We start from the raw sequence: 14,575 nt of genomic DNA, 5'->3' as shown, positions 1-14,575 counted from the left end.
TTTTTGATTTTTGCTGATCTTTAAGATTTGAAATAACCTGAATTTTGGATAAAAAAAATCTCAGACTTTGGGGGAAATCTGAGATTGAAATCGGGGATATTTATTATAGTGAGAGATAATTGCTTATCTCCTTGAAAATAAGTATAGGGAAATCACACTCAAGAATCATGTGGTTTATTGTAGTGGAATGTAGCGTTTTATATGCAAATGTATTTTTAAATTACATTATTTTTAGTGTGATTGTTTTTTAAACTATTCTTTTTGAAATCAATAATTAATCTATTGTTAAGTGTTTTGTTGTGACTATAAAATATACGCTTCAATCGAGAAATAAAAATAGGAAATTAGCTTAACTTTTTGAATCTATTTTCATTTATTTAAAGTACTGTTGTTGTAATTCATCATAAATAAGATTATAAAAAAAGAGCCTTCATAAAGACTCTTTTAATTGTAAAATAAACAAGGTTTGAATTTTCCAAAATGAAAAAACAGTACTTGGATTAGTTTTGAGGTTTTAAGCCTTCTGCGACTTCCAAACTGGCATCATTGTTGAGAAACTTCTCACGTTGTTCTTCCAAAAACTTTTTCGCTTCAGGTTCAAACACATTTAAACGCTTTTCATTAATGAGCGTAGTTTGGTGTTTGAGCCATTCCTGCCAAGCCTGTTTAGATACCGTTTCAAGTAATTCTTGACCTTTGGCACCCGGAAAAGGAGCGAAATCCATCGCTTCCATGTCGGTTTGATATTTACGACAAAATACTTGTTTAGACATCTCTCACTTCCTGATTATGCATAAAGTTGAGCAAGACGTGTTTGAGCACGTTCAATTGCCGCTGCAACTTGTGCAGGCGCTGTACCGCCAATATGATCACGTGCATTTACAGAGGCTTCAAGGGTCAGTGCTTTTTCAAATACATCAGCTTGAATTAAATCTGAGAATTGCTGTAATTGTTCTAGGCTAAGTTCAGACAAGTCTTTGCCTTCTTGTACGCCCAATGCTACGGCTTTACCTACAATTTCATGTGCATCGCGGAATGCCACGCCATTTTTTACTAAGTAATCTGCAAGGTCAGTTGCCGTAGAGAAACCACGTAATGCAGCTTCACGCATTTCTGCAATGTTTGGTACTAAAGCAGGAATCATATCGGCAAATGCCATGAGCGAGCCGCGCACGGTATCAATGGCATCAAACAAAGGTTCTTTGTCTTCTTGGTTGTCTTTGTTGTAGGCAAGCGGTTGACCTTTCATCAGGGTCAACAGACTCATTAAATCGCCATAAACACGACCTGTTTTACCGCGCACCAATTCTGGTACGTCTGGGTTTTTCTTCTGCGGCATAATGGATGAGCCAGTGCAGAAACGGTCTGGAATATTCACAAATTTGAACTGTGCCGATGTCCATAAAATCAGTTCTTCAGACATACGCGACAAGTGCATCATAATTAAAGATGCAGCAGCGTTAAACTCAATCCCGAAATCACGGTCTGATACAGCATCTAACGAGTTTTCAGATACAGCTTCAAAGCCCAACAATTCTGCGGTAAAAGCACGGTCAATTGGGTAAGTGGTACCTGCCAAAGCAGCAGAACCCAAAGGCATACGATTAACACGTTTGCGGCAGTCAATTAAACGCTCAGAGTCACGTACCAACATTTCGAACCATGCCATAAGGTGATGACCAAAAGTCACAGGCTGTGCGGTTTGCAAATGGGTAAAACCAGGCATAATGGTATGCGTGTTTTTGGCTGCCAAGCTCAAAATGCCGTGTTGTAATTTTTTTAATAATTCTAAAATGGCATCAATTTCGTCACGGACATACAAACGAATATCGGTTGCCACTTGGTCGTTACGGCTACGACCAGTGTGTAATTTTTTACCTGTAATGCCAATACGCTGAGTAAGGCGCGATTCGATGTTCATGTGGACATCTTCAAGGTCAATACGCCATTCAAATTGACCTGCTTCAATTTCAGCCTGAATGGTATTTAAACCTTGGATAATATCGTCACGCTCTTCAGTCGTAAGTACGCCTACTTTGGCAAGCATCGTTGCATGCGCAATTGAGCCAGCAATATCTTGTTTATAAAAGCGTTGGTCAAATTGAACAGATGCTGTAAATTCAGCAACAAAAGCATCAGTCGCTTCAGAGAAACGACCGCCCCACATACCCGAAGTTTGGGCTTGTGACGGATTTGAGGAATTAGAAGATGTGGTCATATCGGCTCAATAAAGTAAAAAGCGGTGATTTGGACAAGAGTATAACAAATTCAGATTCACTTGCCGAAGAACAAGCCAATCAAACTTATGCTGATACGCAGGCAGAACAACATGAGCTGTATTTTTTTACGAAAATAGGACGTTGGCAATATCTAATTGAATTATTTATTGGCAGTAATGCCTTGGCAATGGTTTTGGCACTGGCTGAAGCACAAGGTTGGCAAGGTTTAAGTTTTGCTCGGGTGCTGCAATACGTACTCTATATCAATTGGGTGGTATTGTGTTTTGCGGCTTTGGTTGAATTTTTTCAGGCACGTTTTTTACGCATGGGCTTGGCGCTATCGTTTATGGTGAGTTTTATCTTGCTGCAAACCATCGTATTGGTCACGACACTCAGTTTAAATACCTTATTGCATTTTGGGCAAAATTTTCATTTACAGCAGTTTAGTCTGGCTGAACTCATGCATGGGATTGGACTGCATTTGAGTTATGGTGTGATTTTGGGTGCGTTTTGTTTTCGTTATATCTATGTCCGAGAACAAGCTATTCAGCAGCGGCATAGCGAATTGCAAGCGCGGGTGCATGCTATGCAGGCCCGTATTCATCCACACTTTTTGTTTAACAGCTTAAATAATGTGATCAGTCTAATTGCAATTGATCCCGATAAAGCCGAGCAGATGCTGCTGAATTTATCACGTTTATTCCGTGCCAGTTTGCAGGAATTAAAACTGGTGAGCCTGAAAGATGAGATTGAACTTTGCCAGCGATATTTAGAGATTGAACAAATTCGTTTGGGTGATCGGTTGGCGGTAGAATGGAAAATTGAACAACCGCAACTGCTCAGTCAGGTACAAATTCCGTTATTAACTTTACAACCCTTGCTAGAAAATAGTATTTTTCATGGAGTTGAAAAAGTTTTAGCAAAGAGTACGATAAGTATATTGATCGAAATATTGCAAAACCAAGTCAATATTGTCATTACAAATCCGTATGTCAGCGATAAAATAAATTTAAGATCTGGACATGGGATTGCACTGCAAAACGTGGAACAGCGCTTAAAAGCGTATTATGGGCGTAGTGTTACTTTCAAAAATTATGCGGGGAATGGTATGTACACCACGGTGCTGCAATACCGTTATAAATAAAATAAGCTGTGATTGCTCTGATTTTTCTAGACTTGATAAAAATAAAGTTATTGACTTAAAAAGGAGGAAAAATGGACATCCTAATTTGTGATGATGAGCCTCTAGCTAGAGAGCGATTATCACGTTTGGTCACTCAACTGGGGCATCATGTGGTGGCAACGGCAGCTCATGGGCAACAGGCGATTGAACTGGCGGATGAACATCAGCCGGATGTCATATTATTAGATATTCAAATGCCGGGAATGGATGGTCTAAGTTGTGCTCAACATTTGCGTGAGCTTGACCCTATGCCAGCCATTGTGTTTTGTACCGCTTATGATGAACACGCACTTGATGCGTTTAAATCCAATGCGGAAGGCTATTTGTTAAAACCGATAATGCAACAGGAATTGCAACAGGTTTTAGATCATTTAACAAAACTCACGCAAGCGCAGATGAGTCATTTAAAACAAAAAGAAAATATGGACGAATTAAAAATAAAACGTCACCAAATCGCGGCGAAAACCTATCGCGGTGTAGAATTGGTGCCAATAGAAAATATCTACTATTTTTTAGCTGATCAGAAATATGTCACTGTGCGTCATAAAAATGGCAGTGTCCTGATTGATGAAACGCTGAAAGATTTAGAAACCGAGTTTGGTGATCAGTTTATTCGGATTCACCGAAATGCCTTGGTCTCGATTCAGTTTTTGGAGGGGCTAGAAGTGGTCAATTCAGGACAGTATCAGGTACGTTGCCGTGAGCTAGATGAGCGTTTGGCTGTTAGCCGACGACATTTGCCTTTATTGCGAGAACGCATCCAAAAACTCTAATTTGTCAGCATCATCGCAGTTGAATACGCAACAGATTGATAAATCGGTAAAGAAATAGACTTGCATTTTTAGGGGATCAGGTTAAGTTTAGATGAACTTATTTATCTTGCTTAGCCACTATGATGAAAACCCTGAAAATTGCAACTCGACAAAGCCCGCTTGCGTTATGGCAGGCTGAACACATTCGTGCCCGCTTAGAGGCGATGCATGCCGATTTAACTGTTGAGTTGGTGACCTTTGTCACGCAGGGCGATAAAATTTTAGATACCCCATTGGCAAAAATTGGGGGGAAGGGCTTATTTGTCAAAGAATTAGAAGCCGCCTTAATGGATGGTCGTGCCGATTTAGCCGTACATTCTATGAAAGATGTACCCATGGCATTGCCTGAAGGTCTGAGCTTGGCGGTCATTTGTGAGCGTGAAGACCCACTCGATGCCTTTGTGTCGAATCACTATGCCAGTTTTGCAGATTTACCACAGGGCGCTAAAGTTGGAACCTCAAGCTTGCGCCGTAAATGCCAAATTTTAAAAGCACGTCCAGATTTAGAGATTATTGATTTACGTGGCAATGTGGGTACGCGCTTGTCTAAGCTAGATGATGGTCAGTATGACGCGATTATTTTAGCCAGTGCAGGATTAAAGCGTTTGGGCTTGGCAGAGCGTATTCGTCATACCATTCAGCCTGATGTGAGCTTACCTGCCGTTGGGCAAGGGGCTTTGGGTCTGGAATGTCGTAGCCAAGATCAGGCGGTGTTGGATTTAATTTTGCCGTTAATGCATGCCGAAACCAATGTCTGTGTACGTGCCGAACGTGCTTTTAATGCCTACTTGGAAGGCGGTTGTCAGGTGCCAATTGCAGGCTACGCAACTTTGCAGAATGGTCAGTTGCAGATTGAAGGTCGTGTTGGTAGTGTCGATGGGCAAACCATTCTTAAAGCTGTGCAATTTGGCGCACCTGAACAGGCTGAAATGCTAGGTGAAGAATTGGCAAAAGCTTTATTGGCACAGGGTGCGGGCGAATTACTCAAAGCCCTGTATCAATAATTCATATTGCACCAGAAGCCCATGCTCTTCATTAATACCCGACCTCAAGATCGTGCAGAGGCCTTAACTCAGGCTTTGCAACAACAGCATATTGAGGTCATTGATTTGCCCTTGTTGCAGCTTTCTGCACAGCCGTGGTCGGAGCAACTGGCTAATTTATATGCCCAGTTGCCTCACACGCATATTATTGTGGTGGTTAGTCCGACTGCTGTCGATATTGGGATGCAATATTTAGCCCGAAGCCAAATATCATTGCAGGATTTGCAGCATATACGTTGGGTGGCTGTGGGTGAGAAAACAGCAGAAGTTTTACGTGGATATGGTCTTTACAGCGAAGTCCCGCAGGTTGAAACTTCCGAAGGGATGCTGAGTTTGCCGTGTTTGCAAAATTTGAAAGTCGGCACACACATTGCCTTTTGGCGTGGCGAGGGCGGACGGCAATTTATGATGCAAACACTGCTTGATCAGGGGATGCAGATCCATAATTTTGTATTGTATCGGCGGGAGTGTCCTGCCAGTTCTATTGAAAAAATGCAGGCAGTACGCGCACGTTTAATACAATCATCAGAATTTATCATGATGATCAGCAGTGAAGCCAGTTGGTTAAACTGGCTAAGCTTAATTCAGCGGGATTTCGATCTACTGAACAAAGGTCATTATTGGGTATTGGGTGATCGTTTAGAGAAAATTTTGCTCGATTATCAAACGCAGCATCATACAAAATATAACGTATTCAAGTTGACCCATTTAAAAACAGAATTAATATTGCAGCAAATGATGCGCATGCAAGGAAAACTATGAAAAAACTGGTTGTGATAGTGGTGTTGATTGCGTTGATTTGGATCGTTAAATTAAGTTTTGATGTGATGCAAGTCTCGACGCAACAACAGCAACTCAGTCAAAGTTTGCATTTTGTAGAAAAAAATATTGCCAATTTAAATGATCAACTGGTGGCTTTACAGCGACGTAATTATACACAAGGTGCAGCAGAACAGCCCGCAGTATCCAGTGCAGTGCCGCAAGTAGATGCTATTCAGCCAATGGAGATGGTGGCGCAGCAATTAGACTTGGTGGAATTTTCTTTACAGCAACAGCAATTTCACTATGCAACCGAAATGCTGGCAAATTTAGACCGTGAGTTAAACGAATATGCTTTAGCGCCAGCTTTGAAACAAAGTTTGCACCAAGTTATTCAGCAAGATCAGAAACAAATTCAACAATTTATAACGACACGCGATGCGCAATATCAACAAGTGAGTCAGTTGTTACAACAGTTAGATCAACACATAAAACAGCAAGTTCAACAACCTGAGCTGAACCCTGCAGATGTCGATGATCGTTATTTTTGGCAAAAATGGCTGAGTGTTGAATCAGCCAAGCAACCTGCAACACAGTTGATGCAGCGCCAGATTATTTTAAAAGAGGCACAATTGCGTCTATTGCTGGCTCGACAAGTATTTATGCAAGGTCAATATGTGCAATATCAACAAGAAGTGAATGACATTATTCAGTTATTACAACAATTGCCTGATCAGAAAGCACAGCAATTGGTTCAGCAATTAGAAAAAATTAAACATTTAAATATCGTTCCTACGCCAAGTTTAAAAACGCGTGCATTATTGGGGGCGGTATAAATGAAACAGATTTTACTCGCTTATGTGGTGGTCAGTATTGTACTGATAGCTTTGCTGAGCGTACTGAGTTATGGGTATGGTTCAGGCTATGTTTATGTGTATTGGCGTGAATGGCAATTGCAAACCAATATTTGGTTGTTGTTGTTTTTTTTCTTGTCGATTAGTGTTTCGCTACAAATTTTATGGTTGTTGTTAAAACGCTATTTTAGCCGTGAGCAGCGTAAGGTTGAAACCGTATTTAACTTTAAAAATCTGCATCCTTATGAGCAATTGGGGGTCATTTGGTTGCTAGATGCTGCTGAAGATCAACACACCTTTATTCGACAGGTGTTTGCCCAGTCAGGCTTGCTCAAAGGGGTGATGGAAGCACGTATGTACTCCATTCAACAGCAATATCCGCAAGCGTTGGCTGCATTAAATCAAAGTAGTGCCATGGCGTTTGAATTGGCAGAAATACAGCGTATTGAAATTTATTTAGCGCAGCAGCAACCTGAACAAGCTTTGACACATTTAGAGTTTCTGAATCAGCATGAATTATCGCCGTGGTTATTTAAAGTCAAAACAGCTTATCAAAAGCGTTTAGTTGCTTTGTGGGGTGAGTTTGCCACGCAATATCCTTGGCATTATTTACGTTCGACCAAATACGGGCATTTAGATGCAGACACCAAGCAAAAGTGGCTGACTGAGTTATTAACCCAATTTGAGCAGGCTGATGCAGAAAATTTACAGGCTTTGCAGCAGCGTTATAGTGATTTAAGTGAGCAGATTTTCAGTCAGTCTTATGCCATTCAGGTGTTGTGGTTGAAGTTATTGTCGCGTCTGCCTGATTTGGCCGCACAACATGAACGTCTTGCGGTACAGATGTTGAGTGAACAGTTTAATCAGGAAGTGTTTTATTTATGGTTCCAACAGCAGTTGTTAAAACAACAACCTGATTATGCAAAAATTGAACAGCAAATAAATCTGTGGGAACAGAAATACCCTGCATTACCTGTATTTAGTTTTGCCAAATGGCATATTTTTACAGCAACAGCGCGTTATTCAGAAGCCGAGCAATTACTGGATTTATATCCTGAACACGTATTAATGAGTTATTTAAGAGTTAAATCTAATTTAAAAGATCAGCCTGAATTATTAAAACAGTTAAATTTAATCTTTGAAAATAATTCTAATTTTGTCGAAATTAAAATTTAAGGGTGAGTTGTGTTAACACTAGCAGATTATCCAATTGTTTTTGAGCAGCGTGTTGCATGGGGAGATATGGATGCTTTTGGGCATGTCAATAATGTGATCTATTACCGTTATATTGAAAGTGCGCGTTTATATTATTTAGACCATTTAAAAATTTTACAGCAAGATGTTTTGACTGTGATTGCCTCAAATCAGTGCAAATATATACGTCCTGTGGTTTATCCTGATATTTTAAAAATTGGCGTTCGGGTAGAAGAATTGCGTAATAGTGCCATGCGTATGCATTATTTAATCCACAGTGAAGCACAGCAAATGGTGGTGGCAGAGGCAGATGCGGTGATTGTATGTGTAGATCGCGTCAATATGCAAAAAACCTTAATCCCTGAAAATGTACGCGCGGGTATTCATAAAATAGAAAAAACCGTACAGCATATTCTTGATTAAATCTTAATAATCAGTTCATAATATGTCCGACTGTTATTTATATGTAGAGTAGTAGATTTTTTATTGACGCTTCGGTTTGATAAAAATAGAATGAATCTGCTTAATTTAATAACTGAATATAAAAAGCATAGTTTTTGGAGTAAGTATGATGCCTGATATTAGCAATTTGTCTGTAGAACAGTTAAAGCATTTACAAGCGGAAGCGGAAGCATTAATTGCAACAAAAAAAGATCAAGCGATTGAAGATGCCTATAATCAAATTTTAGCGATTGCAGACAATTTGGGTTTAAGCATTGAGCAGATTTTGGAAGTTGGCGAAAGCAAGCGTAAGAAAAGCCCGCGTAAAACAGTAGCGCCACGTTATCGTAGCAAAACAAATCCTACAGATACTTGGACTGGTCGTGGTAAAAAACCACGCTGGTTAGTCGCTGAATTAGAAAAAGGCGCAAAACTTGAAGATTTTCTAATCTAAGCTTCATCAATTTGTCATTGATTTGACTTAGAGTTCAAAAACCAAGCAATACGGCTTGGTTTTTTTATCTGTATCAATTGGCGACGCCGAAAAAGTGTGCATAATGTGTGAGTGTTATAAAAAGTCATTCATAGAAAAATTAGTAAGGTTGGTCGTGGTGGCATGATAAAGAAACCCAAATACATCACGTGGTGGATTTTCGCCCTCATTGCATTTTTGTTTTTTGTGTTATTACAAATTCCAGCAGCGTGGTTAATTTCAAAATTTTATAAAAATAATCAGACCTTACATAATGTGAGTGGCAATATCTGGAAGGGGCAAGCCGATTGGCATAAGGGACAGTTACGTGGTTCTTTAAGTTGGAATACACGTCCTTTAGATTTAGTTTTATTGCGTGTCGCTGCCGATGTTGAAGTGCATAGTGGCAATACTAAACTCGAAGGCATTGTTGGCTATCGTTTTGGTAGCGTCTTGGTGCAATCTTTAGATGGGCAAGTTGCGCCAGAAACCTTAAAAAGTATTGTGGACTGGCAGTGGCCGAGTAATGCGATTCAACTCAAAGATATTCATTTGAATTTTAAAAAACAACAAGGTTTTACTAAAAGCAAAGGACAGTTGCAGTGGGCGGGTGGCGAATTGCTGTATCGTTTTGCTCAGCGCCAAGACCGTATGAATATTCCTGCGTTAAAAGGCAGCTTGTCTGATGAAAATGGCAAACTGTTATTCGATATTCGCGATCAACGTGAACAAAAAATGCTGAATATTACGCTTGATCAAAGCTTGATGTTAGATGTACAACTTACGCAACGCTTATTGATGAATATAGCCTCTTATGAGGGTAAAGCGGGCTTAGATACCTATGTAATCAGTACTCGCCAACCTCTATTTAAAGGAGGTTTCTAATGCGTACTCTCTCTGAACGATTGGAAGATTTGCACTGGAAGCATTTTGATCGTGCTGCGCCTGTACTTTTAACTTTTTTGATTTTGTACCTGTGTTGGAAACTGGCGAGTTTATTTTGGTGGGTTGTTGCGCCGCCCCAAGTCATGCAAATTGATCGGGTGGAGTTAGGTTCACAGCAACCACAAATCCCGAATATTTCATCCTTTGCATTGTTTCAAGAACTTGGGCGTAGCAACACTGCCGATGATCAATTAAATATGATCTTGCAAGGTGTGGTGGTTGGGCAACCGAGTCAGTTTTCTTCTGCGGTCATTAAAGTGAATGACGTGGCAGAGCGCTACCGTGTTGGCGATGTGATTGATTCGAGTCAGTACCAATTGGCAGAAGTTTATTGGGATCGGGTGGTTTTACGTCATAGCAGTGGCGCGACGCGTGAAGTATTGTTTAAAGGTATTGAAAATGGTTTAAATCAACCTATCGCACCTTTAATTTCAAATGGTAACCAAGAGCCTGCAATGGCACCCACCCAGTCCGTACAACCGAATAACGCCATTGGACAGGCAGTGCAGCGTATACAGGAAGATCGCGAACAATATTTAAAAGAAATGGGTGTTGAGGCAAATACGGGCAATGGTTATGAAGTGACCACACGTACGCCAGCCGCTTTAAGAAATAAACTGGGTTTACAGCCAGGTGACCGTATTTTGTCTTTAAATGGACAAAACGTGGGGCAAGGGCAAAACGATGCGCAGTTATTAGAACAAGCGCGTCGTGAAGGTCAGGTGAAATTAGAAATAAAACGTGGTGATCAGGTGATGACCATACAACAAAATTTTTAAATGAATCGGCATGTTGAATAATGCAGAGGCATATTTAGGGTTAGGAAACACAGTAGATTATGGCTTTATTGAATCATGAGCGTCCATTTTGGGCATTACTGGCTGCTGCACCGCTTGTTGCAATGGTGAGTACTGCAAGTCATGCGCAAACCTGGAAAATTAATTTACGTGATGCGGACTTAACTGCATTTATTAATGAAGTGGCCGATATTACAGGCAAGAACTTTGCAGTCGATCCGCGTGTGCGTGGCAATGTCACGGTGATTTCCAACAAAGCCCTGAATAAAAATGAAGTCTATGACCTATTTCTAGGGGTGTTGAATGTGAATGGTGTGGTGGCTATTCCATCAGGAAATACCATTCGCCTTGTACCTGACAGTAATGTTAAAAGCTCAGGCATTCCTTATGACAGTCGTCAAAATGCGCGTGGTGATCAAATTGTAACGCGAGTGATATGGCTGGAAAATACCAATGCCAATGACCTGATTCCTGCTTTACGTCCGCTAATGCCACAATTTGCACACTTATCAGCGGTAGGGGGCACCAATGCCTTAATTGTGTCAGATCGTGCCAGTAATATTTACCAGTTAGAAAGCATTATCCGTAACCTAGATGGTACGGGGCAGAATGATATTGAGGCGATTAGCCTGCAATCCAGTCAGGCCGAAGAAGTGATTGGCTTGCTTGAGTCGATGAGTTCGACAGGGGCAGCGAAAGATATTAAAGGTTCGCGTGTACGCATTGTGGCAGACAATCGTACCAATCGTATTATTATCAAAGGCGACACCGCAACACGTAAACGCATTCGCCAAATGATTGAAATGATGGATGTGCCTGCTGCAGATCGTTTGGGTGGTTTAAAGGTTTTTCGCTTGAAGTATGCCAGTGCACAGAATTTAGCAGAAATATTGCAAGGTCTGGTTTCAGGGCAGGCGGTGAGCAGCAGCGCTAATGCTAATAGCAACAGTAGCAACAGCAGTTCTAGTAATTTAAGCAGCAACAATAACACCACAGGTAATTCATCGACCATTTCTACCCCAAGTATTAATTTGGGGGGCAGCTCGAATAGCAATAATCAGAACAACATCACGAGTTTTAATAGCAATGGTGTCAGTATTATTGCCGATGGTTCGCAAAATGCTTTGGTGGTCAAAGCCGATCCGCAGTTAATGCGTGAAATTGAATCGGCGATTCAGCAGCTAGACACCCGTCGTCAACAGGTGTTGATTGAAGCTGCAATTATAGAAGTAGAAGGCACCGATGCCGACCAATTGGGTGTTCAGTGGGCATTGGGAGATTTAAGCAGCGGCATTGGCTTGATTAACTTTGACAATATTGGTGCAAGTTTAAAAAATGTTGCAGCAGGCTATTTGACTGGTGGTGCAGCAGGTGCAGGCAGTGCGATTGGTGCAGGTACATCTTTGGTTTTGGGTGATTATCGTGAAGGAAGCGATGGTTCCCGTAAACTCTATGGTGCGATGATTCAGGCCTTGAAAGAAAAAACCAAATCCAATTTATTGTCTACCCCTTCTATCGTGACTATGGATAATGAAGAAGCCTATATTGTGGTGGGTGAGAACGTCCCTTTTGTGACAGGGTCATTATCCACCAATGGCGGCGTGGCAAATCCGTATACCACTATTGAACGTAAAGATGTCGGGGTGACGTTAAAGGTAGTGCCACATATTGGTGAGGGTGGAACACTACGCTTGGAAGTTGAACAAGAAGTGTCGGATGTCAAAGCCAATAAAGGTCAGGCGCAGGATTTAGTCACCAGCAAACGCGCTATTAAAACCTCTATTTTGGCTGAACATGGGCAAACCATTGTCTTGGGTGGCTTGATTTCTGATAACTCGATTTATAGTCGTCAGGCTGTGCCAGGTTTGGGTGCTATTCCAGGTTTAGGGCGTTTATTCCGCTCCGATGGTCAATCTAATCAAAAACGTAATTTGTTAATTTTTATTCACCCAACGATTGTGGGAGATAGTCAGGACATCCGCCGTATTTCGCAGCAGCGTTATAGTCAATTGTACAGCCTTCAATTGGCGATGGATACCGATGGTAGCTTTGCCAAATTGCCTGAAAATGTTAGTGATGTCTATCAGCAGCGTTTGCCTGTATCTCGAGTTGCGCCGCAAACAGGAACTTATCAAACCTTGCCGTCAGCAGTGTCTGCAAACCGCACAGCAACGGTGGTGAGCACTCCTGTTGCGATTGAGCCTGCGGTGCAGCGCCAAAACGTAATTTTGCCGCAGCAGGAAGTCAGCAAAACCAAAAATACAGTCACCACGACCACAATTCGCGCTACACCTTAATCGTATCCTGCGCAGATTGTGGGTAAGGGCATGTTATGATGTCGCCAAATCACACGAGAGAAGTTATTTATGACTTGGAAAATACAAGCAATTAGCGGTGAATTTACTGGCCAAGAAATTAGTATCGACCGTGATATGTTGGTGGGGCGCCATCAAAGTGCAGATTTGGTGCTGCAATCGGCAGAAATTTCACGTAAACATGCTGCTTTTTTACTCAAAGAACAAGCGCTATATGTGCAAGATTTAAATTCTTCGAACGGCTCTTTTGTTAATGATTTGCGTATTGCCGATGAAACCTTACTTAAAGAAGGTGATATCGTTCAATTTGCTAGCTTAAAATTTTCAGTACTTGCGCCTGCGGTTGAATTGGAGCATGCAGCTGATGTTGCTGAAACTGCAGATAAAGTCACAGCGCAAACAGAAAAAACACCTGCACAGCAAATGAATGAGCAGGGAATGCCTGAGTTGAATCAACGTGACAGTTCTGTGCAATTAAACCGAGATGGTATGCCGCAAGGTGTGGCAGTGCCGAAACCAGCGCCTATTCCAGAAGGTGTAGATATTCATGCAGCTCAAGCAGAGCCAACACCTGTGCCTGTCGAGCAGCCTGTTTCTCGTGTGGAACTAGAGAAAGAACAGCAGAAAAATGCCTCTGTTGGCTTGATTTCACTAGTTGTCTTGGTGATTTTGGCAGTTTTGGCTTGGCTATTGTTTAAATAAGTAGCCTTTGCTTTACAATCAAGGCATGCGATCGCATGCCTTTGTTCATTTAGGGGGGAAGAATGTCTATTGCTCAGCTAGATACGCGTCAAGTCATTTTATTTGATTTAGATGGCACCTTGGTCGATTCTGCGACAGATTTATACCGCGCCATGAATATGAGTTTAAATGCGCTGCAACTGCCTTTGGTAACACTGGAACAAGTCCGAACGTGGGTGGGTAAGGGAACTGCGGTATTTTGTAATAGTGTTTTATCGCACTTAATGGGCGAAGTTCATCCTGAACAGCAACAACAGCTACTAAACACCTTCTTAGAAATTTATAATGCCGATCCGTGTATCGACACACAACCCTTCCCGGGCATTATTGAATTTTTGGATTGGGCAAAAGCACAACAAAAAACCTTAGTTTGTGTGACTAATAAACCTGAGCAGCCAGCTCGTGCCATTGTTGAAGCATTAGAGATGCAACACTATTTTGATGATGTGATTGGTGGAGATCGCTTTGAGGAGCGTAAACCACACCCGCGTCAATTGCTGCATTGTGTTGAGCATTATCAGGTGGAGAAGTCTCAAGTCTTGATGATTGGTGATTCTTCTAATGATGTTGAAGCCGCGCGTCGAGCGGGGATTGATTGTATTGTAGTCAGCTACGGCTATAATCATGGTGAGCCGATTGCCAATTGTCAGCCACAACAAATTGTGGATAATTTAACTGAATTGTTAAATATTTAAGTGCTTAAAACTTCGCGCTAATTGCTATAAAGGATATCAATATGAGTCAGGCTGTAATGCCCATATTTCGATGGCGACGCTAGTCAATCTACAACCGTCCTTCAC

15 protein-coding genes are annotated in these 14,575 nt (G+C 41.4%); 13 read left to right on the top strand and 2 right to left on the bottom strand.

The genetic code is table 11. The annotated features are described in order from the left end of the window. Positions 1–500: 500 nt before the first annotated feature. Both FTU66_RS03955 and argH read right to left on the bottom strand, forming a co-directional pair. Positions 501–773 (bottom strand): oxidative damage protection protein, encoded by a 273-nt coding sequence (locus FTU66_RS03955; protein WP_004975738.1) that lies wholly within the window; start codon positions 771–773, stop codon positions 501–503. Positions 774–787: 14 nt separating this feature from the next. Continuing rightward, positions 788–2,218 carry an argininosuccinate lyase gene (gene argH / locus FTU66_RS03950; RefSeq protein WP_171458207.1) on the bottom strand — a complete coding sequence of 477 codons (1,431 nt, stop codon included), beginning with the start codon at positions 2,216–2,218 and terminating at the stop codon, positions 788–790. On the opposite strand from argH, the gene FTU66_RS03945 reads away from it, so the two are divergent. The 13 genes from FTU66_RS03945 (at position 2,209) to FTU66_RS03885 (ending at position 14,470) form a co-directional block, all read left to right on the top strand. Further along, complete coding sequence (locus FTU66_RS03945) at positions 2,209–3,363, top strand: sensor histidine kinase (RefSeq protein ID WP_180112342.1); 1,155 nt, start codon at positions 2,209–2,211, stop codon at positions 3,361–3,363. The genes argH and FTU66_RS03945 overlap by 10 nt on opposite strands. A gap of 71 nt (positions 3,364–3,434) precedes the next feature. Then, positions 3,435–4,175 carry a LytTR family DNA-binding domain-containing protein gene (locus FTU66_RS03940; RefSeq protein ID WP_104852924.1) on the top strand — a complete coding sequence of 247 codons (741 nt, stop codon included), beginning with the start codon at positions 3,435–3,437 and terminating at the stop codon, positions 4,173–4,175. A gap of 122 nt (positions 4,176–4,297) precedes the next feature. After that, positions 4,298–5,218 carry a hydroxymethylbilane synthase gene (gene hemC, locus FTU66_RS03935; RefSeq protein WP_096901970.1) on the top strand — a complete coding sequence of 307 codons (921 nt, stop codon included), beginning with the start codon at positions 4,298–4,300 and terminating at the stop codon, positions 5,216–5,218. Positions 5,219–5,239: 21 nt separating this feature from the next. Beyond that, positions 5,240–6,019, top strand: coding sequence for a uroporphyrinogen-III synthase (locus tag FTU66_RS03930; RefSeq protein ID WP_004975746.1), 780 nt, complete (start codon positions 5,240–5,242; stop codon positions 6,017–6,019). After that, entirely contained in the window at positions 6,016–6,852 is an 837-nt protein-coding gene (locus FTU66_RS03925) for a hypothetical protein (protein WP_180112341.1), read from the top strand. Before FTU66_RS03930 ends, FTU66_RS03925 begins: the two co-directional genes overlap by 4 nt. Further along, entirely contained in the window at positions 6,853–8,046 is a 1,194-nt protein-coding gene (locus FTU66_RS03920) for a heme biosynthesis protein HemY (RefSeq protein ID WP_180112340.1), read from the top strand. 9 nt (positions 8,047–8,055) lie between these two features. Next, positions 8,056–8,487 carry a thioesterase family protein gene (locus tag FTU66_RS03915; protein WP_096901909.1) on the top strand — a complete coding sequence of 144 codons (432 nt, stop codon included), beginning with the start codon at positions 8,056–8,058 and terminating at the stop codon, positions 8,485–8,487. 145 nt (positions 8,488–8,632) lie between these two features. Next, positions 8,633–8,959 (top strand): H-NS family nucleoid-associated regulatory protein, encoded by a 327-nt coding sequence (locus FTU66_RS03910; protein WP_180112339.1) that lies wholly within the window; start codon positions 8,633–8,635, stop codon positions 8,957–8,959. Positions 8,960–9,121: 162 nt separating this feature from the next. Continuing rightward, a complete protein-coding gene (gene gspN / locus FTU66_RS03905; RefSeq protein ID WP_180112338.1) occupies positions 9,122–9,862 on the top strand; it encodes a type II secretion system protein N in 741 nt (246 codons plus the stop codon). Then, a complete protein-coding gene (locus FTU66_RS03900) occupies positions 9,862–10,701 on the top strand; it encodes a type II secretion system protein N (protein WP_180112337.1) in 840 nt (279 codons plus the stop codon). The genes gspN and FTU66_RS03900 overlap by 1 nt, the downstream gene beginning before the upstream one ends. Positions 10,702–10,760: 59 nt before the next feature. Continuing rightward, positions 10,761–13,016, top strand: a complete 2,256-nt coding sequence (gene gspD / locus FTU66_RS03895) for a type II secretion system secretin GspD (protein ID WP_180112336.1) — start codon at positions 10,761–10,763, stop codon at positions 13,014–13,016. 69 nt (positions 13,017–13,085) lie between these two features. Beyond that, positions 13,086–13,736 (top strand): FHA domain-containing protein, encoded by a 651-nt coding sequence (locus FTU66_RS03890; RefSeq protein WP_019838108.1) that lies wholly within the window; start codon positions 13,086–13,088, stop codon positions 13,734–13,736. A 62-nt stretch (positions 13,737–13,798) separates the two neighbouring features. Next, complete coding sequence (locus tag FTU66_RS03885) at positions 13,799–14,470, top strand: phosphoglycolate phosphatase (protein WP_180062038.1); 672 nt, start codon at positions 13,799–13,801, stop codon at positions 14,468–14,470. Positions 14,471–14,575 lie beyond the last annotated feature (105 nt).

Origin of the sequence: Acinetobacter sp. YH12131 (genome assembly GCF_013418635.1) — a bacterium.
GTDB classification, from domain to species: Bacteria; Pseudomonadota; Gammaproteobacteria; order Pseudomonadales; family Moraxellaceae; genus Acinetobacter; species Acinetobacter towneri.
Note: the sequence above shows the minus strand (reverse complement) of the source record. Positions and strands in the feature narration are given on the sequence as shown.

Bases quoted from the DNA above. Each gene is read 5' to 3' on its own strand.
- FTU66_RS03955 (WP_004975738.1), bottom strand. From the start codon at position 773: ATGTCTAAACAAGTATTTTGTCGTAAATATCAAACCGACATGGAAGCG.
- argH (WP_171458207.1), bottom strand. From the start codon at position 2,218: ATGACCACATCTTCTAATTCCTCAAATCCGTCACAAGCCCAAACTTCG.
- FTU66_RS03920 (WP_180112340.1), top strand. From the start codon at position 6,853: ATGAAACAGATTTTACTCGCTTATGTGGTGGTCAGTATTGTACTGATA.
- gspD (WP_180112336.1), top strand. From the start codon at position 10,761: ATGGCTTTATTGAATCATGAGCGTCCATTTTGGGCATTACTGGCTGCT.
- FTU66_RS03890 (WP_019838108.1), top strand. From the start codon at position 13,086: ATGACTTGGAAAATACAAGCAATTAGCGGTGAATTTACTGGCCAAGAA.
- hemC (WP_096901970.1), top strand. From the start codon at position 4,298: ATGAAAACCCTGAAAATTGCAACTCGACAAAGCCCGCTTGCGTTATGG.
- FTU66_RS03930 (WP_004975746.1), top strand. From the start codon at position 5,240: ATGCTCTTCATTAATACCCGACCTCAAGATCGTGCAGAGGCCTTAACT.
- FTU66_RS03945 (WP_180112342.1), top strand. From the start codon at position 2,209: ATGTGGTCATATCGGCTCAATAAAGTAAAAAGCGGTGATTTGGACAAG.
- FTU66_RS03940 (WP_104852924.1), top strand. From the start codon at position 3,435: ATGGACATCCTAATTTGTGATGATGAGCCTCTAGCTAGAGAGCGATTA.
- FTU66_RS03900 (WP_180112337.1), top strand. From the start codon at position 9,862: ATGCGTACTCTCTCTGAACGATTGGAAGATTTGCACTGGAAGCATTTT.
- FTU66_RS03910 (WP_180112339.1), top strand. From the start codon at position 8,633: ATGATGCCTGATATTAGCAATTTGTCTGTAGAACAGTTAAAGCATTTA.
- gspN (WP_180112338.1), top strand. From the start codon at position 9,122: ATGATAAAGAAACCCAAATACATCACGTGGTGGATTTTCGCCCTCATT.
- FTU66_RS03885 (WP_180062038.1), top strand. From the start codon at position 13,799: ATGTCTATTGCTCAGCTAGATACGCGTCAAGTCATTTTATTTGATTTA.
- FTU66_RS03925 (WP_180112341.1), top strand. From the start codon at position 6,016: ATGAAAAAACTGGTTGTGATAGTGGTGTTGATTGCGTTGATTTGGATC.